The organism is Flavobacterium sp., assembly GCF_035299005.1.
Lineage (GTDB): Bacteria > Bacteroidota > Bacteroidia > Flavobacteriales > Flavobacteriaceae > Flavobacterium.
In genome coordinates, this window is sequence record NZ_DATGXL010000014.1 from 230,985 (window position 1) to 254,113 (window position 23,129).

Consider the following 23,129-nt stretch of genomic DNA (forward strand, 5'->3'; position numbering starts at 1 on the left):
TATATTTTTTGAATTTTTTACAATAAAAAAGCGAAATTTCACAATTTCGCTTTTAAAATATTATTCTACCGTTACAGATTTCGCTAAATTTCTAGGTTGATCCACGTTACAACCTCTTAAAACTGCAATATGATACGATAATAATTGTAATGGAATTGTAGTTAATAATGGTGTAAATGGCTCATTTGTTTCAGGGATTTCAATAACATGGTCAGCTAAAGCTCTTACTTGTGTATCACCTTTAGTAACTACAGCAATAATTTTTCCGCTTCTTGATTTTATTTCTTGAATATTACTTACCACTTTATCATAATGTCCTTTATTAGGTGCAATTACAATAACCGGCATATGCTCATCAATCAATGCAATTGGTCCGTGTTTCATTTCTGCTGCTGGATACCCTTCTGCATGGATATATGAAATTTCTTTTAATTTTAAAGCTCCTTCCAAAGCCACTGGGAAGTTATAACCTCTTCCTAAGTATAAACAATTAGTTGCGCCTTTATAAATTTCGGCAATTTGTTTTGCCACTTCATTTGTTGATAATGCTTCTTGAACTTTTTCTGGCATTAATTCTAACTCTAATAAATAGCGTTGGTAATCCGAATTGTTCATTGTTCCTTTAGCTTTTGCTAAACGTAGTGCCAACAAAGTAAGAATAGTAATTTGTGTTGTAAATGCTTTTGTAGAAGCTACTCCGATTTCTGGACCAGCGTGTGTATATGCACCCGCATGAGTTTCACGAGAAATTGACGAACCTACTACATTACAAACTCCAAATACAAAAGCTCCATTTTCTTTAGCCAATTTGATTGCCGCTAACGTGTCAGCTGTTTCACCAGATTGTGAAATTGCAATAACTACATCATCTTTATTAATGATTGGATTTCTATAACGAAACTCTGATGCGTACTCTACTTCTACTGGAATTCTTGAGAATTCTTCGATAATGTATTCTGCGACTAATCCTGCGTGCCATGAGGTTCCACAAGCAACTATTAGAATTCGTTTTGCATTTAAGAATTTTTCTAAATTATCCTCAACACCTGACATTTGGATAATTCCTTTATTTGCCAAAAGTCTTCCTCTGTAAGTGTCTTTGATTACACTAGGTTGTTCATAGATTTCTTTCATCATGAAATGATCATAACCGCCTTTTTCAATTTGCTCAAGATTTAATTGAAGTTCTTGAATGTAAGGATCAACCAGTGAATCGTCTTTGATTTTTCTAACTTTTAATGGCTTGTGTAATCGCACAATTGCCATTTCTTCATCTTCTAAATAAATAGCATTTGAAGTATATTCGATAAATGGAGTTGCATCTGATGCAATGAAAAACTCATCTTCACCAATTCCAATTGCTAATGGACTTCCTAAACGCGCAACAATAATTTCATCTGGTTTCTCAACATCAATTACCGCAATCGCATAAGCTCCAATTACTTGGTTTAATGCAATTTGTACTGCCTTTCCAAGCTTACAATTTTCTTTTTTCTTAACTTCCTCAATCAGATTTACTAATACTTCTGTGTCTGTATCAGATTTGAAAGTATAACCTCTTTTAATTAATTCTTGTTTTAATGGCTCATAATTTTCAATGATTCCATTATGTATAATTACTAATTTCCCTGAATTAGAAAAATGCGGGTGTGAGTTAACATCATTAGGAACTCCATGTGTGGCCCAGCGTGTGTGACCCATCCCTATTTTACCAATAGTTGTTTTCTCCCTTTCTGCTTTTACTTCTAAGTCAGAAACTTTTCCCTTGGTTTTTGATAATTTTAAATCTTTTCCGTCATATAGCACAATACCTGCGCTATCATAACCTCTATATTCTAATCTGTGTAATCCTTTTATGATTACAGGATATGCTTCTCTATGACCTATATAACCTACAATTCCACACATATAATATTAATTAGGTTTGGTGTAAAATATTTGTAATTTTAATTTTTTTGCTTCATCAATTGGAGCAACATTATTACCGTATAAAATAGTTCCTAATGGGTTCATGACATTACCAATAGGTGTAAATTTTACCTCATCACCATTAATTGATATTGGAGTTTTTAAATATGCATTACTAGACAAATTAACATTTTCAGTTACACATAACCCAAGCCTAATATTTTTATTTAAATCTTCATCTTCGCTATTAATTATGTTTCTAATCTGGTTGGTTATTCTAACTTTATATTTAATTGCCCTTCCATTTTCAACATCTTCTAACTCAACTATTCCTCCATAATTATACTTATTATATTTTGAGTTTGAACTCACAGATGTATCAATTGAATAATCTAGTAATGGTTTATTATTTGTTGCATCAAAAAGTAAAATTCTATTTGGTTCAGAAATTGATGAATTACTCATTGCAGTTTTGTCTACATAAAAAATTAAAAAGGCATCGTTTATCAACCAATTATTAGCTCTTAAACTTTCTAATTCTTCAGGAATGTCGTCTGGATCACTATCATCAGCCCCAAACAAATCTATAAAAGCCATTGAACCATTATTCCCTTTAATATACAATCTATTATCTCCAATTATATTATTAGAACCATTTAATGAGTTTTGGTAGCTTGTTGCATTTGAATGATTTAATAAATTGACCGTATTTCCTCCAAATGTTAATTTTAATTTTCTTTTAGCATTAGTTGTTGTTACATTTCCTTCACTATCTGTAGTAGTTATATCAGAATGATATTGAATTACAACATATCCTTTTGAAAAATCCAACATCGCCATGGCTCCTGCTCCTGCAGATGTTTGTTGAGTTTTAAAATAAAGACCTTTAAAATATTCCTTAAAAACATTATTATTATATAATTTTCCATCTAATGATGCTTCTAGAATTCTGTCTTTTAAAATATTTTTATCTAAATTTATCCACATTCCTGGATTCATCCTCTCTTTTATTATCCTTACAGTAATATCGCTTTGACTACTTAGAGTTTCCCCATCTTCATCAACGTAAACATATGTTCCGTTATCTAATAATTTAGATTTATATAAAACTATTTCATTACTATTAAACTTAAAACTTGTATTTTGATAAATATCAGAACTTGTATTTAATTGAGCTCCAAGATTTGAATCAAACTTATTCATTTCATCTGAATAATGTTTTTGACTATTTTGGAAATCATCAGCTGCGCTAAAATCATTTAAATAATATCCATTTTCATATATCTTTAAATCAAATGTTGTATTTATATCTCCATAAATTGAATCAAGTTCATAAATTTTTAATTTAGTGTTCTCGTCAACAACTTCAGTATCTGTAGCAAAATAAGGAACATACAAATACACTGAATCCGTTGAGCTAAATGTAAAATTTTCACCTATAATCTTTTCTGGTTCGTTATATGTTCTTGTTAATTCTAATTGGGTTACAAAATGCGCAGTTGTAGTACCAAAAGCAGGGTTTTCATATATCCCTAATGCATTTACCGGCAAATTATTTGATTGAACCGCACCTGTTGCTTTTGTATATGCCACAAGATTTTGTACTTCATACTTATCTAAATCAAAGTGATCATCACCTAAAACATCAGAGCCTATTGAATTAAAATCTTTATCACAAGATACTAAACTAAATAATCCTAAAACAATTGCAGTTATTCTTATCAAACTATTTTTCATATTATAAAACTTGATTCTTAATAAATAAAGGATAAACTTCCTTCATGTTTTCTTTAGTGCCGAAAGGTAAAAAAGGTTTATTTGAACTTTCTATAAATTTTGTTAAAGTTGGAGAGAGTACTTCCGACCCAATTACAACAGCATCTGAATGCATAACTGAAAGCTTCATGATGTTTTCATACGTTGGATTTTCAATCACATCAACAACATCTTTTGAAATGTTATCAAACAATATTTTATCCAATAAATTAACATCTAATTTACCCTTAAAACCTTGCTCATAAACCGAAGATATAATTTTTGTCTCTGCAAAAATTCCTTCATCTTTATAATAATGCTTTAAATATACAGGTAATAAAGCTGCCATCCATCCATGAACATGGATAACATCAGGAACCCAATTTAATTTTTTAACCGTTTCAACTACTCCCTTTGCAAAGAAAATAGCTCTTTCATCATTATCTGGATACAAAACACCTTCTTCGTCAGAAAAAGTTGCTTTTCTTTTGAAATATTCATCATTATCAATAAAATAAACCTGAATTCTTTCTTTAGGAATTGAAGCTACTTTAATAATTAGAGGCATATCCATATCATTGACCACTAAGTTCATTCCTGATAAACGGATAACTTCATGCAATTGATGTCTTCTCTCGTTAATATTACCATATCTAGGCATAAAAATTCGTATTTGACCTCCTAAATCATTAATCATTTTAGGCATTTCATACGACTGTAACGACACTTCGTTTTCAGCTAAATAAGGCACCACTTCAGATGATACATACAATATCCTCTTGTCTTCCATAATGTATTCTAGTTAATTATTGTTTTAAAAAACCTTGCAAAATTACAAAATTTTATGGATTTATCCACTAAAATAGTAAGTTTGCATCTCAATTAACCGTTATCAAAATGCTCATTTTTAACAAAAAGTCTGATTTAAGTGCTTTTTTAAGCCCATTAATTAATCAAAATAAATCAATAGGATTTGTTCCAACAATGGGAGCACTGCATCATGGACACTTATCGTTACTGAAAAATTCACTTTCTGAAAACGATGTAACGGTGATGAGTATTTTTGTAAATCCTACCCAATTTAACAACGCAGAAGATTTAAATAAATATCCAAGAACCTTAGATCGCGATGTGCAAATCATGCAAGATTTGAGTAACAATATTATAGTGTATGCTCCAGAAGTAGCCGATATTTATGAAGGAAATACCGTTTCTGAAAGTTTCAATTACGATGGTTTGGAAAATCAAATGGAAGGCAAACACAGACCAGGACATTTTGACGGAGTAGGAACTATTGTGAAACGTCTTTTCGAAATTGTTAAACCGAACAAAGCTTATTTCGGCGAAAAAGATTTTCAGCAATTACAAATTGTAAAAAAATTAGTTACTAAATATAACATTCCGGTTGAGGTAATTGGATGCCCTATCCATCGTGAAGCAAATGGTTTAGCAATGAGCTCAAGAAATGAACGATTGTCAGTCATTGCAAAAGAAAAAGCAGCAATTATCTACCAAATTTTACTTGCTGCTAAAGATTTTTTCCAAACACATTCTACTGAAGAAACTACAAAATATGTAGAAGATGAATTCAAAAAACATACTGATTTTCAACTAGAGTATTTTGAAATTGCTGACGAAACAACGCTTTTACCTATTTCTGAAAAAGAATCCGACAAAAAATATCGCGGATTTATCGCCATTTTCATTGAGAATATCAGATTAATAGATAATATTTCACTAAATTAATTACCTTTGCATCATGCAAATTCAAGTAGTAAAATCGAAAATTCATAGAGTAACCGTAACAGGTGCCGATTTGAATTATATAGGAAGCATTACCATTGACGAAGCGTTAATGGAAGCTTCTAACATTATAGAAGGCGAAAAAGTACAAATCGTTAACATCAATAATGGTGAACGATTAGAAACGTATGCCATCAAAGGGCCAAGAAATACTGGCGAAATTACATTAAATGGACCCGCTGCTCGAAAAGTACACAGAGGCGATATTATTATCATTATTTCGTATGGAATTATGGACTTTGAAGAAGCAAAAAAATTCAAACCAACTTTAGTTTTTCCTAACGAAAAAGACAACTCTTTAACGTAGTTTGAAAACACCTATTCGTAAATTTTTGAGCTTAATTATTCCATTACTTATTGGAATAGGAATAATCTATTACCAATTTACGACATTAACCACTTATGAATTAGAAAAAATTAAAATCAGTTTCATAAAAGCTGACTATTTTTATGTTTTTTTATCGCTTTTTGTAGCTCTTTTTGGCTATTGGTCAAGAGCTTATCGCTGGAAATATGCTCTACAACATTTAGGTTATCAAACTAAATTTCAAAATGATTTGATGACGGTTTGCGTTTCTTATTTAGTCAATTTAACTATTCCGCGTTCGGGTGAAATCTCTAGAGCTGCTTTACTTAAAAAATACGAAAATGTACCTTTTGATAAAGCATTTGGAACCATAGTTGCTGAACGCATTGTAGACATGCTAATCTTTTTGCTTTTTGTTACTGTTGGATTTATTTCTCAGTATGATAAAATTTACTCCTTTTTACTCGAAAAAAATGTGAAATTTGAAACTTTAATTTGGGTTTCAATTGCGGGTTTCTTAGTGTTTGTTTTATTCATTTTAGTTTGGATTTACGCAGAATGGAAAATTATTTTAAAACTAAAACAAAAATTAGCTGGATTAATTGAAGGTATGCAAAGTATTTTGAAAATGAAAGATAAATGGAATTACATTTTTCATTCATTTTTTATTTGGTTTTCATACTTAATTATGTTTTATGTGACTATTTTCGCTTTACCAGAAACGTCGAATATTAGTTTTGATATCGTTGTAATGGGATTTATTTTCGGCACACTTGCTGTAGGTTTTACAAATGGTGGGCTTGGTGCTTATCCACTAGCCATTGCTATGATTTTTTCATTATATGGTATTTCAAATAATATAAGTGTAGCTTTTGGTTGGTTAATTTGGACTTCTCAAACACTTTTAACCATTTTTCTTGGTTTATTATCTTATTTACTTTTACCCGTATTAAATAAGAAATAAATTAGTAAATTGCTACTCCATTTAACCAAACTATTTATAATGAAAACCAAACTACTATTGCTAATTTTATTAGCTACTAATGCACTTTTTGCACAACGTACTAATGAATCCCTTGAATCAAAAAAGATTGGAACAAGAACTTTTACAGTGGTTACACCCCCTTCTTATGAATCAAGTCCTGAAAAAAAATACCCTACATTAGTTTTATTAGATGGGGAATATTTATTAGATCCTTTTGAAGGTGTTTTAAAATATGGCAGTTACTGGGATGATTTACCTGAAATGATTATCATTGCAATTAATCAAAATAATGGGGAAACTCGTTTTGCTGATAGCGAATTTGATGAAGCAGGATTTCCATCAGGCACAGGAGCAAATTTCTTTGAATTTGTAGGACAAGAATTGTATCCTTATGTTGAATCAAAATACAGAACACTTCCTTTTAGAGTAATTGCAGGTCACGACACTACTGCTGGATTCTTAAATTTTTATTTATACAAAGACAACCCAATCTTTAATGCATATATTTCATTAGCTCCTGAGATGGCTCCAGCTATGGAAACCAGAGTAGCTGAACGTTTAGCAAAAATTACAAAGCCTGTATTTTACTATCAAGCAACAGGTGAAAGTGATTTACCTGAAATCAACGAAAAAGCAACCGAATTAGATACAAATATTAAAGCCATTCCAAATCCAACTTTTAAATATCAAAACGACACTTTTAAAGGTGCATCTCATTATTCGTTAGTAGCAAAAGCAATCCCTAATGCACTATATTTTATTTTTGATGGTTACCAACCTATTTCTATGGTAGAATTCCAAGATAAAATCTTAAAATTAGAATCTGGCTATACTGATTATTTAATTAAAAAGTATGACGATTTAAATACAAAATTAGGACTACAAATCAAACCAAGATTATCTGATTTCAAAGCTATTGAAGCAGCGATTATGAAGAACAAAGCCTATGAAGATTTCCAAACGTTGTCTAATTATGCTAATAAACATTACCCAAAAACAATCTTAGGAACCTACCATCAAGCAATGTATTATGAGAAAACAGGTAACTTTAAAAAAGCATTAAAAGAATATCAAAAAGCTTATACACAAGAAGAAATTAGAGAATTAACAAAAGATTATATGCTGAATAAAGCCGAGGCTTTAAAAGGAAAAGAAGATAAACCTACTGAAGAAGCTCCGGCAGAAACTCCAACAGAAAAAACAGAATAAAACAAAATGAGTAAAGTAAAAACGGCTTTCTTTTGTCAAAACTGTGGTACCCAATATTCAAAATGGCAAGGACAATGTAACGCTTGTAAAGAATGGAATACCATTGTAGAAGAATTGGTTCAAAAAGAAGAAAAAGCAGCATGGAAAACCACAAGTGCTACTTCTAAAGTCGCCACCAAACCTTTACTGATCAAAGAAATAGATACCGCACAAGAAATCCGATTGAACACAACAGATAACGAGTTGAATCGGGTTTTGGGTGGCGGACTAGTTCCAGGTTCCTTAACGTTGTTAGGTGGCGAACCAGGGATTGGAAAAAGTACGTTGCTCTTGCAGATTGCTTTAAAATTACCTTACAAAACGCTTTATGTTTCGGGAGAAGAAAGCCAAAAACAGATTAAAATGCGTGCCGAACGTATTACCTCAACTGGTGATAATTGCTACATTTTAACCGAAACCAAAACCCAAAATATCTTCCGTCAAATTTTAGAAATTGAACCGGATATCGTGATTATCGATTCGATTCAAACCTTGCATACCGATTATATTGAATCATCTGCGGGAAGTATTTCTCAAATTAGAGAATGTACGGCGGAGTTGATTAAATATGCCAAAGAATCGAATGTGCCGGTTTTATTAATCGGACACATTACGAAAGATGGAACCATCGCCGGACCAAAGATTTTGGAACACATGGTGGATACCGTTTTACAATTTGAAGGCGATAGAAATCACGTGTATCGCATTTTACGTTCATTAAAAAATCGTTTTGGTTCTACTGCCGAATTAGGTATTTACGAAATGCAAGGTTCTGGTTTACGTGAAGTCGACAATCCATCGGAAATTTTAATTTCACACAAAGACGAGCAACTTTCAGGAACTGCAATTGCGACTACTTTAGAAGGAATGCGTCCGTTGATGATTGAAATTCAAGCGTTAGTAAGCACCGCTGTTTATGGAACTCCACAACGCAGCACCACAGGTTACAACGCTAAACGCTTAAACATGATTTTAGCGGTTTTAGAAAAACGTGCAGGTTTTAGATTAGGCACCAAAGACGTTTTCCTAAACGTTACAGGCGGAATTTCAGTAGAAGACACTGCGATTGATTTAGCCGTTGTAGCTGCTATTTTATCCTCAAACGAAGACATTGCCATTGCCGAAGGTTTTTGCTTTGCAGGAGAAGTAGGCCTTTCAGGCGAAATCAGACCCGTTAACCGCATTGAACAACGCATTCAAGAAGCTGAAAAATTAGGATTTACCACCATTTTTGTTTCCAAACACAATAAAATTTCCTTGAAAAATACCGGAATCAAAATTGTTTTAGTAGCGAAGATTGAAGATGTGGTGAGTGAGTTGTTTGGGTAATTATGAGTGATTTAAAAGAACGAAGGTTAAAAAGTCTTGACTATCAAATTCAAGAATTAGAAAATCGTCCCAGTTATTTAAAAAATTATTGGCTACGATTGGTTGTAGTTGGTGTTTTAGTGACATTAATTGCTCCAGAATACACTGCTAAAAATTCTAAAAATTTAATCTTTTATTTTGATTACAACTATCCATTAAGCTATACTGTTGTAGCACTTTCTTATATTGTACTTTGTGCAATCATGCTATTAACTTTTACGATTCAAGACAAGAAAAAACTAAAGAAATTAAAAGAAAAACGAGATTTTAATGATTTTTTTAGAGGATAAATAAACCTGTCAGGTTTAAAATTGATCTATCATTGCGGTGAGAAATCCGAGCGGTCGGGTTTACTAATTTTCCAAAGTACTTCAACTTTAAAAAGTTCTACTAGTGATTTAATTGATGAAAAATAAGTAAATGAAAAATATAAAAAAAATATAAAAGTATTTTCTAAAATTTGGAATAGTTATTCCAATCATGATTATTAGTGTTTTAATTATAAAACAATTCTTGTTTTTTTATGAGATTGATAATTACAAATGCAATACTTTTGGGACTATTCAATATACAACAGAAAATCTAAGAAGTATTAGCCTTCACTATAGATATATTGTAAACGATAAAGAATATATTGGTAATACATCAGTCAGAAATTTTAGTAAAATTAAAGATGAACTTATTTGTAAAAATTGTAACTTCAAAGTTTATTATTCTTCAAAAGACCCTAGTAAAAGTAGTTTACGTTTAGGTAAATATGAAAAATATAAAACGAAAGTTGAATTTGTAAATTTGGATGATTAAAAACCAGATAGACCAACCGCTTCTGATATGTTAACGTAACGATAGCGCGGAATTGCATTCCGTGCCCACAATACATTAAAAAAAACTAAATCCCCTCCAACAACTCCAATGCCTTATTCACTGATTTTACATTATCAAAAGTCAGTAATAAACGTAAGCCATTTTTGGTTTCTTTTTCTTTTATCTTACATACGTTGCCGTTGCGTTGGGCAAATTGTAGCACTTTCATAAAACGGTTACTTTGGTAGAAATCACTTTGTTGATCGCCAATAAAATAACCAATCATTTTGCCTTGTTTCATCATTAAACGTTCAATTCCCATTGCGGTTGCTTTCCATTTGATACGCACGCTATTTAGTAAGGCAACAGCTGGTTTTGGTAAGGCACCAAAGCGGTCAATTAGTTTTTGTTCGAATTGTTGTAGCGTGGCTTCGTCTTTAATTTGGCTCAACTCGTTGTATAAATTCAAACGTTCGGTGATGTTGTTGATGTATTCATCTGGGAAGAGCAATTCGAAATCGGTATCAATTTGAATGTCTTTGACAAATTCTTTGGTTTCGATGTCGTTTTCTTCTTGGTATAACTCTTTGAATTCGTTTTCTTTCAACTCGTCAATGGCTTCGTTCATGATTTTTTGGTAGGTATCAAAACCAATTTCATTGATAAAACCACTTTGTTCACCACCTAATAAATCCCCCGCACCACGAATTTCCAAATCCTTCATTGCAATATTGAAACCGCTTCCTAATTCGCTAAATTGTTCCAAAGCTGTAATACGTTTTTGCGCTTCACCCGTCATCATCGAATACGGCGGCGTAATGAAATAACAAAACGCTTTTTTATTACTTCTTCCCACGCGACCTCGCATTTGGTGTAAATCAGATAATCCAAAATTATTAGCGTTATTAATGAAAATCGTGTTGGCATTTGGCACATCTAAACCACTTTCGATAATGGTGGTTGCGACCAAAACATCAAATTCGCCTTCCATGAAAGCCAACATCAATTCTTCTAATTTTTTCCCATCCATTTGACCATGACCGATGCCCACTTTTGCTCCTGGAACCAAACGTTGAATCATCCCGGCAACTTCCTTGATGTTTTCAATTCGGTTATTGATAAAAAACACTTGCCCACCACGTTGAATTTCATACGAAATCGCATCACGAATGGCTTCTTCGTTAAAACGAATCACATGCGTTTCAATTGGATAACGATTTGGCGGAGGTGTTGTAATTACCGATAAATCGCGCGCCGCCATCAACGAAAACTGCAACGTTCTCGGAATTGGAGTGGCGGTTAATGTCAAGGTATCGACATTTGTAGCAATGGTTTTCAATTTGTCTTTTACGTTCACTCCGAACTTTTGTTCTTCGTCGATAATCAACAAACCTAAATCTTTAAATACCACATTTTTATTCACCAATTGATGTGTTCCAATCAAAATATCCACTTTTCCTTCTTGCAATTTTTGAAGTGTATCAGCTTTTTGTTTTGCCGTTCTAAATCGGTTCACATAACTTACGGTAACCGGCATATCTTTCAAACGTTCCGAAAAAGTTCTAAAATGTTGATACGCCAAAATTGTTGTTGGCACTAAAACCGCAACTTGTTTTCCGTTGTCTACCGCTTTAAAAGCTGCACGAATGGCAACTTCTGTCTTTCCGAAACCTACGTCACCACAGACTAATCGGTCCATCGGACGCTCGCTTTCCATGTCGGTTTTAACGTCTAAGGTTGCAGTAACTTGATCTGGCGTATCTTCGTAAATGAACGAACTTTCCAATTCTTTTTGCAAATAACTATCGGGTGCAAACTGAAAACCTTTGTCTAATCTTCGCTTAGCATACAACTGAATTAGGTTGAACGCAATGTGTTTTACACGTGCTTTTGTTTTTTGTTTTAGGGTTTTCCAAGCGTTGCTTCCTAATTTGTAAATCTTAGGAGGAGCACCATCTTTCCCATTATATTTTGAGATTTTGTGTAGCGAATGAATGCTCACATACACAATATCGTTATCGGCATAAACCAATTTTATGGCTTCTTGCGTTTTGCCTTCCACCTGAATTTTCTGCAAGCCACCAAACTTTCCAATTCCGTGGTCGATGTGAGTTACATAATCGCCAACCGACAATGAAGTCAGTTCTTTTAACGTAATGGTTTGCTTTTTAGAATAGCCATTTTTGATGGAAAACTTATGGTAACGCTCAAAAATTTGATGATCGGTGTAACACGCAATTTGATTTTCTTCGTCGATGAAACCTTCAAACAAAGGCAACACCATAGTTTTATATTGCTTGCGAATGCTTTCGTGATTAGCTTCATCAATATCTTCGAAAATATCATGAAAACGACTCGCCTGATTTTCATTGGAACAACACAAATAATTTTTGTTCCCATTAAAATGATTCTCGCTCAAATTGTTCAACAACAAATCAAATTGTTTATTGAAAGAAGGTTGCGGCTGAATATGAAATTCGACTTTTTTATCGGTTTTAAAGACAGCGTTAGCATGCAATTCAATCACTGAAAAATCAAGTGCACATCTTAAAAACTGCTTTTGATTTAAAAATAATTCTTCTGGTGGCGCGTGCTGAATATCCTTAGATAATTTCTCAAAAGCTTCATTGGCTTTGTCGAATAATTTATCCAATTGTTGTCCTAATAATTCGGTGTTTTGAATGACTAAAACCGTTTTTTCATTGATATAATCTAAGAAACTTTCACGGTTCTCTTGCAATAATTTATTTTCAACATTTGGGATAATCGAAATCTTTTTCAGTTTTTCAATCGATAATTGTGTTTCAACATCAAAACTTCGGATGCTGTCGATTTCGTTACCAAAAAATTCGATTCGGTACGGATTATCGTTGGAAAATGAAAACACATCGATAATTCCACCACGAACTGAAAATTCGCCCGGTTCGGTAACAAAATCTACGCGTTTGAAATTGTATTCAAACAAGGTTTCATTAATAAAATCAATAGAAAGTTTGTCTTCAACTGACAATTTCAACGTGTTTTTCTCTAATTCTTTTCGGGTAACGACTTTCTCGAAAATAGCTTCAGCATAAGAAACAATAATCGCAGGTTTTTTTCGCGAATTGATTCGGTTTAAAACCTCAGCCCGTAAAAGAACATTGGCGTTATCGGTTTCTTCAATTTGATAGGGTCTTCGGTACGAACTCGGGTAAAAAAGTACGTCTTCGGCATTAATTAATTGCTCCAAATCGTTTAAATAATACGCCGCTTCTTCTTTATTACTGAATAAAATCAGGAAAGGAAGTTCGGATTTTTTAAACAGTGAATGTGCCACAAAAGACAACGACGATCCTACCAAACCAGTCATTTGAGACTTTTGGCGTGCTGCGAATGTACTTTCTAAAACGGCAATCTTTGATGACTTATCGTAAATGGATATAATGTCGGACTTGCTCAAAATGAATTTTTTAATTGACTACAAAAATAAAAAAACCACTACGTTTTCAATAGAAAAGTAGTGGTTATATTACTGAAACGATTGTTAAAAAATAAATTTCTTAGCAACTGTTACGTTATTTTCTAATGTTGTTTTAATAATTAATGCTTGATTGTTCGCTATTAAATCTGAAAGGACAAGTTCTGAAGCGTTTACTTTATCTTTTGAAAAGACAATTCTTCCTAACATATCGTAAACCATTACATTTGTAATATTTGATTTTGTTGAAATGATTTTCGGTTGATTATTGTTCTTGAAAATATATACTGAATTTTCATTTCCGGTAAAATCTTGATTTGATAATGACAAATCTTGATAATGCAATATAAAGCGCGAATCAAAAGTTCCAATCGCTGTTGTAAAAGTATATGGACTTATTTTCAGGTTATGATAAGTGCCATTACTTGTATCTTCTAAGAAAACATCTTTATCATTGAAAAAAGTATCAAAATGGTCAATTGCAATATCAAAACTTCCATTTAATGTTGAAGTATAACCAATTGCCAACGTGTCGTCTATATCCCATGGATAAGCTTTTCCGTTAATTGCATAAGGTGCTGTACCAATCAAAGTGTAAAAACTAATATACGTTCCTGCCGCAGATGGCGCATCAATTCCGTTGTCAAAACCATCTGTTGCTCCGTCTAAATATCCTAATGCCAATTGTTTAAAAGCACCTCCAGAATTAGTCATGTTTAGCCACATAAAATAAAAGTCTGGGTCGGTTTGTACACTTATATTAGCATTGCTATTTTTATAAAACTGTGTATTATTGTTTGCAACACGCATTGCGTTTGTAAAAGTTACATTACCAGTAGCATTTGATTGTGCAAAAAAACCTTGGCCTGCAGAAATATAAGCGCTTGGCGAAGTTCCTCCGGAAACAGCTGCTACACCAATAAATTTTGTTCTTACTGCATAATCATCAGCTGTAAACACATTAGCATTAATTGGTGTGTTATGTGTCCAAAAATAAAATGATCCCAAACTTGAATTATTTACCAAACTCACAACACTAATTGCTGAAGGATAAGGATTGCTTAAAAAATTATAATTCCCTAAAGAAACATTATAGGCTTCCACAGGAACTACTACATTCCCGTTATTTGGAACACCAACAAAAGCACCACTAAATACTTGAGGAGTAGAAGTGTAGCCTTGAGGAGCGCGTATAGCATAACCTTTTCCAGGTGTCATTACATTGAGTTGATTTTCAATTACCCACTGATTTGATGCTGCATTAAATGAATAGAACTTATCGCCTAATGTTAACGGTGAAAACACATTTAGCACCTGACCTACAACTGGTGAACCCCAGTAGGTAAACTCATATTGACGCATAGGAGCTGCATTTCTTTTGTATGTAATATTACCAACATTTACAGCACTTGCATTGGTTTGTAATAACGAAGCATTATTTTCAAAAATAAAATTAGAACCCACATCAACAGTCACCCCATTTTCAACAGTTACTGTATGTGTTGCATTAATGGTAACAACCGTATTATTTGTTACAGATATAGAACAAGCATTAAATCCAGCTGTGGAAGCATAATTTCCAGTAAAAACAACATTTTTATTTGCATTTGGTTCTCCTTTATCCCAAGATGTTCCGTTCCAAGTGGTTGTCATTGCACAGTTTTGAACAACTAAATTATTTGCATGTAGATTATGCAAATCATTCCCTCCATCTGTATTTCCTACATATAATTTAAATCCAGAAAATTGTCCTATACGTATTCCTGAAGTATAAACATCAGAACCTCTTGTAATAATAACTTCATAAGCGTTTGTATCCGTTTGGTTCACTTGCAATTGAAAAACTGACGCTTGATTGTATGCCCAACCTAAATTAGCGTTTGTTGTTGCTCCATAAATATCTGAGCCAACATTAAAATTAAATAGTAGACCAAAATTTTGATCCATCAAATCAATTCCTTTATATCCATTTCTAAAAGCAATGGCTAAATCTATTTTGAAAGATTGTCCTGGCAACAAATATTGTCTTCCTCCTACAGCTGGTGAACCCGTACTCGTTAAAAATCGTTGCGCATTTGCTTGCACAAAAGTGCCTGACGGATTTGCATACATTGAAAATGAAGTCCCACTTGAGTTGATGTCTCCAAATCCTTGCCCTGCTGAACTTCCTAAAAAATGCCCTGCATAGTGTGTAGCATCCGTGTTTTGTGTCCACAAATCCCAAGTTGAAAAACCAGTTCCTGAGTTGCTCCCATTGGTCCAGGAACCATAATTTGAAGCATAATCTGAAAACAATGTGTTTTGAGCTGAACTAAACTGTAAGCACAATAAAGTTATAATTACTAAAAATCTATAGGGATGATTTTTTTTCATTTTGTAACTATTTAATTTGTTATTTCATTTTGTCTGAAATTTCCATTTTCTCATTCATTTGAGAAGGTCTGGCATTTCTTGCGGTGTCTAATGCTTGTAACATTAATTCTTCACCAATTTCTTTAGGAATGGCTTTTTTAATGATGATTTCATCCCATTGATTATACAAACCTTTTATTTCTTCGTTAATTTCTGGAATTAATTTAGCTACTTTTTGTTCAGGAATTACTTGTAAATTCATGAAAGTTTCTAAAGATTTTAATTTAGTGTTTAAAGTTGTTATTCTACTCAACACCTGAGGTTTTTTATATTCAAATGGAATTGTAAACGCCAAAGTATCTGCTTTTGATGATAAATTTTTGGTTTTTAATTGAAAAGCAGATAAGGTAGATTTTGGTTTTTGAAGCATTTCAATTTCAAATTGTCTCCATTCATTCCAAGAGTTTATTGTTGCTTTAACTTCTGGTCTTGCATTTGGAAAATGAAACTGCCACATTTTGGAAATATTTTTAAAAACCGCTTCATTTTTTCTTGCTATTTTTTGCGCTTCCAATTGTTGTTGCGAATCATTTTCACAGGCAAATAACCCTAACGTTAAAACCAATATACTTACTATAAAACCTTTCATTTTTCTATTTTAAAGAACAAAGGTACAAATGTTTATAAAAACTCCGTGCTAATCTAATAATATCTTGACACTGCTTTGATATGCAATTAGTTGCCTTTTCAATAATTCTCATTTTATGTGCTGATTTTTATTAAATACGGATTAAAATAAGGTTTTTACTAAAAATATAACAAATTTGTAGCTTTTCAATTCATTCGAAAACGTTATATTTGTTTCCTCTATATTCTATCAAATGGACACGAAAATTTTAATAATTGGTGCTTGTGGTCAAATAGGTACCGAACTTACTGCTAAGTTAAGAGCAACTTATGGTGTTAACAATGTTATTGCTTCTGATATCAGAAAATTGAATAACGATGTGGTGAATAATGGGATTTTTGAAGTAGTTAATGCTTTGGATTATAATCAAATTGAGCACTTAATAGAGCAATATCATATTACGGATGTGTATTTGATGGCTGCATTACTTTCGGCAACAGCAGAAAAAAACCCAGCTTTTGCTTGGGACTTAAATATGAATTCATTGTTTCATGTTTTAAATTTAGCCAAAGCAGGAAAAATTAAGAAAATTTTCTGGCCTTCAAGTATAGCGGTTTTTGGACCTACAACACCAAGACATAACACACCTCAATATACCATAATGGAGCCTTCAACTGTTTATGGTATCTCAAAACAAACAGGAGAAAGATGGTGTGAATATTACAACAAACAATATGGTGTAGATGTAAGAAGTATACGCTATCCGGGGCTAATTAGTTGGAGTACTGAAGCGGGTGGAGGCACAACAGATTACGCTGTTGACATCTATCACAAAGCTATTACTGATGGGAAATTTACTAGTTTTTTATCAGAAAACACCGAATTACCAATGATGTATATGGACGATGCAATAAAAGCAACTATTGGTATTATGCAAGCTCCAATTGAAAAAATTAAAATACGTTCTTCATATAATTTAGCAGCAATGAGTTTTACGCCAAAACAAATTGGAGCTGAAATTCAAAAACATTATCCTGAATTTGAATTGAGTTATAAACCTGATTTCCGACAAAAAATTGCAGATAGTTGGCCTGCGAGTATTGATGACTCATCAGCAAGAGAAGATTGGGGTTGGAAAAATGATTTCGACATTTCAACAATGACAACAGATATGTTCCAAAATTTAAAAGAACACGTTTATAAAAAATAAAAAAACGCTCCAAATATTTGGAGCGTTTTTAGTTAAAACAAAAAACAAACTTACTCCTGAACTATAGGAGCTCTCAATGATTCTAACACAGCTACAACTTCATTTATTAATTGTGGATCCGTAACACCATTCAATCCTGCTGCTGTACCAACATAACCAATAAATTTATCGTAATCAGCATCAGTAGATTTTACACCCATACGAGGATTTTGAGCCGGATCATGTGCCGCTACCATATCTAAACCTGTATAAACATTAGTAGCACCACCACCTGTATTTGCTGAAAAGAAATCTGTTAAATTTTTGCTCAAAATAGAAACATTTGTAGCATTTCCACTTGAAACTTCGGAAACAATAGGGGCAAAATGAGCGCCTAAATTTCCTTCAGCTCCCGTGACAATATCTGCCACAATTAATGTAATAGTTGAATCTACAACCGAACGATAACTTAAACGTCCTTGCTCAATCATTTGTCCTGGATTGTTTGGATCAGAAACCTTTGTAGTTCCTCCTAGTTTTGCATACAAAGATGCTGGTTCCGCTGCTTTATTGTCATCGTCATTACAAGATGTCATAAATGCTCCTGAAGCAATAAATAAAGCCACTAAGGCTAATTTTGAAAAATTTTTCATAGTAATTGTATTTGGATATTAATTAAAAATTCGTTGGATGCCTCTTGAAAATTTATAGCTAAAACTATCGTCATTCATTACAGGACAAACCTTTTTATTTGCAATAGCTTGTGGTACAACAAAACGTTCTGCTTTGTAATTTCCCATAGCTATCAATTGATTATAGATGGTTTGAGAATTGGCCACTTTTGTATCATGAAAAAAAACCAAAACACCAGTTTCCTGATTTAATCTATCTGTCTTTACACCTGGTATTTTTTTTAAATTTCGGTGAATCTCTTTTGCTTTGAGCGAATCTATTGGTTCTTTGAAATCAATTCGACTAATTTGAAGCGAAGCATTATCAATTTCAACTGGTTTTGCGGTTGCGATATGCACTACTAAAACCAAAAAAAGAAGTACAAATATTCCGAGAATACTTCCTGCAATAATTTTGACTTTTCTATTGATTTTCATTTTTTTGAGAATTTTGTTTAGATGCATTTACGAGAAGAAAATTATATTGGTTTTCTCAAAATGAAAAAAAAGTAAATTTTAACATTTGGTCAAAAAAAATCCCAAGACAAATTATCTTGGGATTGAATGTTGTTTTTGTTTATCCTTACTTTTTTTCGAAAAGTATTTTGTCTTCAATAGGTGCTTTTATTTTTACTACATCATTTGTATTCTCATTCGGTACCGTCATAGAAAGCACATAATGTTTTATTTTCCACTGTCCATCCTCTTGCACTAAAACACCAGAACCTCGACATATTTTCATTTGTGTATTTAATAATTCATCAAACCACACTAGTTTACCGTCTTGACTAAAATAAATATTGCGCTCAATAGCTTTGAAGTTCCATGCTTTTCCTTTGTCAAAATAAGGTTTTGCAAAAGCTTGAAATGCAGTTTTATTCCAATTCTCTGTAGCATCAGTTCCTATAAAAATTGATTCGTCTGACATTGCGTTGAAATAATTATCATAATTTGCCTCTGCTGCAGCTTTATGCCAATTGTCTAAAAAAAATGTGATTTCAGCTTTTTTATCGCTTGTGTTTTGTGTTGAAGCACAACTCATTAATACTAGAAAAAAGAGATAATATACTTTCATGATAGTCTAACTTTTAATTATAAACAAATCAAAAATACCATTTTATCTTTAAAACTTTTCGTTATGTTGCGATAAATCAAGTCCTATACGTTCAGATTCTTCGGAAACACGTAATGGAATAAACCAATTTGTTACTTTATATAGTATTAATGAACCCAGAAAAGTAAATAATGAAACTAAAACTAATGCCATCATATGATGTCCAAAAACCGACCAACCACCATGTAATAAACTCGCATTTTCTCCTTCTGCAAAAACAGCAGTCAATATCATTCCCATAATTCCCCCAACTCCGTGGCAAGCAAAAACATCTAGTGTGTCATCAATTGCTTTCAACTTATTCCAATATAACATTTTATTAGAGACGATAGCTGCAATAAATCCGAAGAAAATACTCTTAGGTATGGAAATAAAACCAGCAGCTGGTGTAATAGCAACTAACCCTACCACCGCTCCAATACAAGCACCTAAAGCAGAAACTTTTCTACCATTTAATCTGTCAAAAAATATCCAAGTTAACATTGCTGAAGCAGAAGCTACTGTGGTGGTTGCAAAAGCTATTGCTGCTGTTCCATTTGCCGCTAATGCCGAACCTGCATTGAATCCAAACCAACCAAACCATAACATTCCGGTTCCTAATAACACAAAAGGAATATTGGTAGGAATATGCTCACTGTTTTTTCTCTTACCTAAAACCAAAACACCAGCCAAAGCAGCAAAACCTGCACTCATGTGAACAACTGTTCCACCTGCAAAATCTTTCACACCAAAATAACTTCCAAGCAATCCATTAGGATGCCAAACCATATGACACAATGGAGTATAAATAAACAAAGTAAACAAACAAATGAAAAGCAAATACGAAATAAAACGAACACGCTCTGCAAATGAACCAGTAATAATAGCTGGTGTAATTACGGCAAATTTCATTTGAAACAAAGCAAACAAAACAAATGGAATTGTACTTGCTAACTGTTTATGTGGTAAGGAACCCACATTATCAAAAAACATAAAATCTAATGGATTTCCAATTATTCCATAATGCTTCCCTCCTATTTCAAATCCTAAACTTTCTCCAAAAGCCAAGCTAAATCCCACCACTATCCAGAGCAAACTCACTACACCGAGTGAAATAAAACTTTGTAACATCGTAGAAATTACATTCTTTTTTCCCACCATTCCTCCATAAAAAAAAGATAATCCAGGCGTCATTAATAACACAAAAGAAGACGAAGTTAATAACCAAGCTACATCGGCATAATTAATAGCTTCATCAGTTAGGAAGTTTGCTCGCAATTCATTTTTGTTTTCCCAAAATAAACTAGCAGTAGCAATAAAGCAAATGATTACAAAAGAAACAATCCAGCGTTTTTCTATTTTCATACCCTAAAATTTATAGGGTAAAATTACAAAAAAAGCATTTTTAAAACATTGTATACATAAAAAATAAGGGGTTAATTACTATTTTTAGTAAAAATTCAATTTTAACCCTATATTTATACACCCAATTGTGTTTTATCTAAAAAAATCAAAATTAATTTCTATTGATTCAAAATTTTATAGCGTATTAATTAGAACTGTTTTTATATTTACAAACTCTTTTATACCTTCTTCTGCCAATTCCCTTCCATATCCTGATTTTTTAATTCCACCAAAAGGCACTCTTGGATCCGATTTTACCATTTCGTTGATAAAAACCGCTCCTTCATTAAATGCAGAAATTTGCGATTTAATTGCGGCTATATTTTGCGTAAAAACCGAAACTCCTAAACCAAATTCTGACCTATTACTCAATACAATAGCTTCTTCAATAGATTTAAAAACTATAATTGCAGCAACTGGCCCAAAAGTTTCTTCTCTAAAAACAGGCATTTCAGTTGATACTTCGGTTAAAATTGTGGGCTCATAAAAAGCTTCCTTTCTTTTTCCTCCCAAAACCAATTTAGCACCCATTGCTATTGATTTTTGAACCTGCAGCTCTAACACTTCAGCTAAATCTAATCGTGCTAACGAACCTATTTGTGTGGTTTCTTCTAATGGATTTCCTGTTTTTAAGTTTTGAATTGCAATCTTAAATTGAGTTATAAAATCCTTCGCAATTTTTTCGTGTAATAAAAAACGCTTCGCGGCGATACAACTTTGCCCAGCATTTTGCATACGAGCATTTACGGCAATTGCCACCGCTTTTTCTACATTTGCATCTTCTAAAACCACAAAAGCATTATTCCCTCCTAATTCAAGTACACATTTCTTTAAATACTTCCCCGCTTCAGCTGCTACAGCTATCCCAGCTTGTTCACTACCCGTTAAAGAAACTGCTTTTACAATAGGATTTGCGATAACATTAGCTACTTTATTACTTGAAATTGGCAAATTTTGATAACAACCCTTTGGAAAACCAGCTTTTTCAAAAATATATTCAATTGATTCAGCACATTTTGGAACATTACTTGCATGTTTGATAACTACTGTATTTCCAGCAATTATTGTTGGAATAGCAAATCGAAATACTTGCCAAAAAGGAAAATTCCACGGCATGACTCCTAAAACTACTCCTAAAGGCTCATACACTACAAAACTTTCAGTTGCATCCGTTTTAATAATCTTTGTGGCTAAAAATTTTTCAGCATTTTCATAATAATACTGACACAAAAGCGCACATTTTTCAACCTCAGCAATAGATTGTGTGATTGGCTTGTGCATTTCTTGTGTGATTATTGTTGCATAATCTATCTTGTTTTCTAACAACACTTTAGCTAATTTTGGCAATAACAAAACACGTTGATGTACAGACTGTTGTTTCCAAGTTTGTTGTGTAAAAGATGCAAAAGATAGGATTGTTTCCATAGAATATATTTACAAAGTAAAGATACGCTATAATACTATTTTAACAAATACTCATTTATGCGTTTTAATTAGACTACCTTGCCAAAACTTGTCTATTCAGGTATGATATGTGATGGAAAACTGTTTTGAAACCTTAATAGCAAGTTATATTGCTACAAAAGTGGGTGTTGTCGAAAATTTTATTGGAACAGATTTAATAAAACAATTGACAAAAAATTTACTATTATTGAAGAATCAAAACTTGCTTCAAGCAGCAGGTGTTGGGAATGCAAAAAAATTACAACATAACGAATTAATTCGTACAGACACTATTTATTGGTTAGATAAAAAGCACAACAACGTATACGAAAATGAATTCTTAACGCAAGTGGAAGCTTTTATAGTTTATTTAAACCAAACCTGTTATACTGGAATAACAGGTTATGAATTTCATTATTCTCTTTATGAAAAAGGAAGTTTTTACAGAAAACATTTAGATCAATTTCAAAACAACTCTAGCCGGAAGTTTTCGCTAATTAGCTACTTGAATGCTGATTGGAAAACAAATGATGGTGGAGAATTATGTATTTATCAAGAACATCAAAATCAAACCATTACCCCAACTCAGGGCAAAACAGTGTTTTTTAAAAGCGACGAACTAGTTCATGAAGTTTTAGTTACTCAAGAACAAAGAATGAGTATAACTGGCTGGTTAAAAATTGAGAAATAAAAAAGCCCAGTATAACTACTGAG

At 32.6% G+C, this 23,129-nt stretch carries 20 protein-coding genes; 9 read left to right on the forward strand and 11 right to left on the reverse strand.

All coding sequences use genetic code 11. The features are described 5' to 3' along the window. Window positions 1-60 precede the first annotated feature (60 nt). The 3 genes from glmS to VK164_RS09915 are packed head-to-tail and all read right to left on the reverse strand — an operon-like array spanning window position 61 to window position 4,453. The gene (gene glmS, locus VK164_RS09905) at window positions 61-1,908 is read right to left on the reverse strand and encodes a glutamine--fructose-6-phosphate transaminase (isomerizing) (RefSeq protein WP_324209184.1); all 1,848 of its coding nucleotides are present in this window, start codon (window positions 1,906-1,908) and stop codon (window positions 61-63) included. A 6-nt stretch (window positions 1,909-1,914) separates the two neighbouring features. Continuing rightward, complete coding sequence (locus tag VK164_RS09910) at window positions 1,915-3,645, reverse strand: DUF4270 domain-containing protein (RefSeq protein WP_324209185.1); 1,731 nt, start codon at window positions 3,643-3,645, stop codon at window positions 1,915-1,917. Window position 3,646: 1 nt separating this feature from the next. Continuing rightward, entirely contained in the window at window positions 3,647-4,453 is an 807-nt protein-coding gene (locus VK164_RS09915) for a glycogen/starch synthase (RefSeq protein ID WP_324209186.1), read from the reverse strand. A gap of 107 nt (window positions 4,454-4,560) precedes the next feature. On the opposite strand from VK164_RS09915, the gene panC reads away from it, so the two are divergent. From panC to VK164_RS09950, 7 genes are all read left to right on the forward strand, one after another. Next, window positions 4,561-5,409, forward strand: coding sequence for a pantoate--beta-alanine ligase (gene panC, locus VK164_RS09920; protein WP_324209187.1), 849 nt, complete (start codon window positions 4,561-4,563; stop codon window positions 5,407-5,409). Window positions 5,410-5,422: 13 nt separating this feature from the next. Further along, a complete protein-coding gene (gene panD / locus VK164_RS09925) occupies window positions 5,423-5,773 on the forward strand; it encodes an aspartate 1-decarboxylase (protein WP_026725939.1) in 351 nt (116 codons plus the stop codon). Between the two features lie 25 nt (window positions 5,774-5,798). After that, window positions 5,799-6,737 (forward strand): lysylphosphatidylglycerol synthase transmembrane domain-containing protein, encoded by a 939-nt coding sequence (locus VK164_RS09930; RefSeq protein WP_324209188.1) that lies wholly within the window; start codon window positions 5,799-5,801, stop codon window positions 6,735-6,737. A 39-nt stretch (window positions 6,738-6,776) separates the two neighbouring features. Next, window positions 6,777-7,967, forward strand: coding sequence for an alpha/beta hydrolase (locus tag VK164_RS09935; RefSeq protein WP_324209189.1), 1,191 nt, complete (start codon window positions 6,777-6,779; stop codon window positions 7,965-7,967). Between the two features lie 6 nt (window positions 7,968-7,973). After that, the gene (radA, locus tag VK164_RS09940) at window positions 7,974-9,335 is read left to right on the forward strand and encodes a DNA repair protein RadA (RefSeq protein WP_324209190.1); all 1,362 of its coding nucleotides are present in this window, start codon (window positions 7,974-7,976) and stop codon (window positions 9,333-9,335) included. 2 nt (window positions 9,336-9,337) lie between these two features. Further along, on the forward strand, window positions 9,338-9,664 hold the full coding sequence (locus VK164_RS09945; RefSeq protein ID WP_324209191.1) for a hypothetical protein: 327 nt from the start codon (window positions 9,338-9,340) through the stop codon (window positions 9,662-9,664). Window positions 9,665-9,854: 190 nt separating this feature from the next. Then, window positions 9,855-10,178 carry a hypothetical protein gene (locus VK164_RS09950; RefSeq protein ID WP_324209192.1) on the forward strand — a complete coding sequence of 108 codons (324 nt, stop codon included), beginning with the start codon at window positions 9,855-9,857 and terminating at the stop codon, window positions 10,176-10,178. 85 nt (window positions 10,179-10,263) lie between these two features. Here VK164_RS09950 and mfd read toward each other — a convergent pair whose 3' ends face one another. The 3 genes from mfd to VK164_RS09965 form a co-directional block, all read right to left on the reverse strand. Continuing rightward, the gene (gene mfd, locus VK164_RS09955) at window positions 10,264-13,527 is read right to left on the reverse strand and encodes a transcription-repair coupling factor (protein WP_324209491.1); all 3,264 of its coding nucleotides are present in this window, start codon (window positions 13,525-13,527) and stop codon (window positions 10,264-10,266) included. Window positions 13,528-13,701: 174 nt separating this feature from the next. Next, complete coding sequence (locus VK164_RS09960) at window positions 13,702-16,008, reverse strand: T9SS sorting signal type C domain-containing protein (protein ID WP_324209193.1); 2,307 nt, start codon at window positions 16,006-16,008, stop codon at window positions 13,702-13,704. Window positions 16,009-16,027: 19 nt separating this feature from the next. Then, complete coding sequence (locus tag VK164_RS09965) at window positions 16,028-16,636, reverse strand: hypothetical protein (protein WP_324209194.1); 609 nt, start codon at window positions 16,634-16,636, stop codon at window positions 16,028-16,030. Window positions 16,637-16,868: 232 nt separating this feature from the next. Between VK164_RS09965 and VK164_RS09970 the strand changes: the two genes are divergently transcribed. Then, window positions 16,869-17,825 carry an NAD-dependent epimerase/dehydratase family protein gene (locus VK164_RS09970; RefSeq protein WP_324209195.1) on the forward strand — a complete coding sequence of 319 codons (957 nt, stop codon included), beginning with the start codon at window positions 16,869-16,871 and terminating at the stop codon, window positions 17,823-17,825. Window positions 17,826-17,875: 50 nt separating this feature from the next. On the opposite strand, the gene VK164_RS09975 is transcribed toward VK164_RS09970, so the two are convergent. From VK164_RS09975 to VK164_RS09995, 5 genes are all read right to left on the reverse strand, one after another. Then, on the reverse strand, window positions 17,876-18,457 hold the full coding sequence (locus tag VK164_RS09975; RefSeq protein ID WP_324209196.1) for a hypothetical protein: 582 nt from the start codon (window positions 18,455-18,457) through the stop codon (window positions 17,876-17,878). A gap of 18 nt (window positions 18,458-18,475) precedes the next feature. Next, window positions 18,476-18,913 (reverse strand): hypothetical protein, encoded by a 438-nt coding sequence (locus VK164_RS09980; protein WP_324209197.1) that lies wholly within the window; start codon window positions 18,911-18,913, stop codon window positions 18,476-18,478. Window positions 18,914-19,058: 145 nt separating this feature from the next. Then, window positions 19,059-19,550 (reverse strand): nuclear transport factor 2 family protein, encoded by a 492-nt coding sequence (locus VK164_RS09985; RefSeq protein ID WP_324209198.1) that lies wholly within the window; start codon window positions 19,548-19,550, stop codon window positions 19,059-19,061. A 48-nt stretch (window positions 19,551-19,598) separates the two neighbouring features. After that, the gene (locus VK164_RS09990; RefSeq protein WP_324209199.1) at window positions 19,599-20,933 is read right to left on the reverse strand and encodes an ammonium transporter; all 1,335 of its coding nucleotides are present in this window, start codon (window positions 20,931-20,933) and stop codon (window positions 19,599-19,601) included. A gap of 174 nt (window positions 20,934-21,107) precedes the next feature. Continuing rightward, window positions 21,108-22,397: an NAD-dependent succinate-semialdehyde dehydrogenase gene (locus VK164_RS09995; RefSeq protein ID WP_324209200.1), complete on the reverse strand. Its 1,290-nt coding sequence runs from the start codon at window positions 22,395-22,397 to the stop codon at window positions 21,108-21,110. Window positions 22,398-22,509: 112 nt separating this feature from the next. Here VK164_RS09995 and VK164_RS10000 point away from each other — a divergent pair, with 112 nt between their 5' ends. Continuing rightward, the gene (locus VK164_RS10000) at window positions 22,510-23,106 is read left to right on the forward strand and encodes a 2OG-Fe(II) oxygenase (RefSeq protein WP_324209201.1); all 597 of its coding nucleotides are present in this window, start codon (window positions 22,510-22,512) and stop codon (window positions 23,104-23,106) included. Window positions 23,107-23,129: the final 23 nt, after the last annotated feature.

What these genes read in the sequence shown, in the direction of transcription:
- panD (WP_026725939.1), top strand. Translation starts at nt 5,423, where the DNA reads ATGCAAATTCAAGTAGTAAAATCGAAAATTCATAGAGTAACCGTAACA.
- VK164_RS09945 (WP_324209191.1), top strand. Translation starts at nt 9,338, where the DNA reads ATGAGTGATTTAAAAGAACGAAGGTTAAAAAGTCTTGACTATCAAATT.
- VK164_RS09980 (WP_324209197.1), bottom strand. Translation starts at nt 18,913, where the DNA reads ATGAAAATCAATAGAAAAGTCAAAATTATTGCAGGAAGTATTCTCGGA.
- VK164_RS09950 (WP_324209192.1), top strand. Translation starts at nt 9,855, where the DNA reads ATGATTATTAGTGTTTTAATTATAAAACAATTCTTGTTTTTTTATGAG.
- VK164_RS09990 (WP_324209199.1), bottom strand. Translation starts at nt 20,933, where the DNA reads ATGAAAATAGAAAAACGCTGGATTGTTTCTTTTGTAATCATTTGCTTT.
- VK164_RS09910 (WP_324209185.1), bottom strand. Translation starts at nt 3,645, where the DNA reads ATGAAAAATAGTTTGATAAGAATAACTGCAATTGTTTTAGGATTATTT.
- VK164_RS09965 (WP_324209194.1), bottom strand. Translation starts at nt 16,636, where the DNA reads ATGAAAGGTTTTATAGTAAGTATATTGGTTTTAACGTTAGGGTTATTT.
- VK164_RS10000 (WP_324209201.1), top strand. Translation starts at nt 22,510, where the DNA reads ATGGAAAACTGTTTTGAAACCTTAATAGCAAGTTATATTGCTACAAAA.
- VK164_RS09995 (WP_324209200.1), bottom strand. Translation starts at nt 22,397, where the DNA reads ATGGAAACAATCCTATCTTTTGCATCTTTTACACAACAAACTTGGAAA.
- radA (WP_324209190.1), top strand. Translation starts at nt 7,974, where the DNA reads ATGAGTAAAGTAAAAACGGCTTTCTTTTGTCAAAACTGTGGTACCCAA.
- VK164_RS09985 (WP_324209198.1), bottom strand. Translation starts at nt 19,550, where the DNA reads ATGAAAGTATATTATCTCTTTTTTCTAGTATTAATGAGTTGTGCTTCA.
- VK164_RS09975 (WP_324209196.1), bottom strand. Translation starts at nt 18,457, where the DNA reads ATGAAAAATTTTTCAAAATTAGCCTTAGTGGCTTTATTTATTGCTTCA.
- glmS (WP_324209184.1), bottom strand. Translation starts at nt 1,908, where the DNA reads ATGTGTGGAATTGTAGGTTATATAGGTCATAGAGAAGCATATCCTGTA.
- VK164_RS09915 (WP_324209186.1), bottom strand. Translation starts at nt 4,453, where the DNA reads ATGGAAGACAAGAGGATATTGTATGTATCATCTGAAGTGGTGCCTTAT.
- VK164_RS09935 (WP_324209189.1), top strand. Translation starts at nt 6,777, where the DNA reads ATGAAAACCAAACTACTATTGCTAATTTTATTAGCTACTAATGCACTT.
- panC (WP_324209187.1), top strand. Translation starts at nt 4,561, where the DNA reads ATGCTCATTTTTAACAAAAAGTCTGATTTAAGTGCTTTTTTAAGCCCA.
- VK164_RS09970 (WP_324209195.1), top strand. Translation starts at nt 16,869, where the DNA reads ATGGACACGAAAATTTTAATAATTGGTGCTTGTGGTCAAATAGGTACC.
- VK164_RS09960 (WP_324209193.1), bottom strand. Translation starts at nt 16,008, where the DNA reads ATGAAAAAAAATCATCCCTATAGATTTTTAGTAATTATAACTTTATTG.
- mfd (WP_324209491.1), bottom strand. Translation starts at nt 13,527, where the DNA reads ATGACTGGTTTGGTAGGATCGTCGTTGTCTTTTGTGGCACATTCACTG.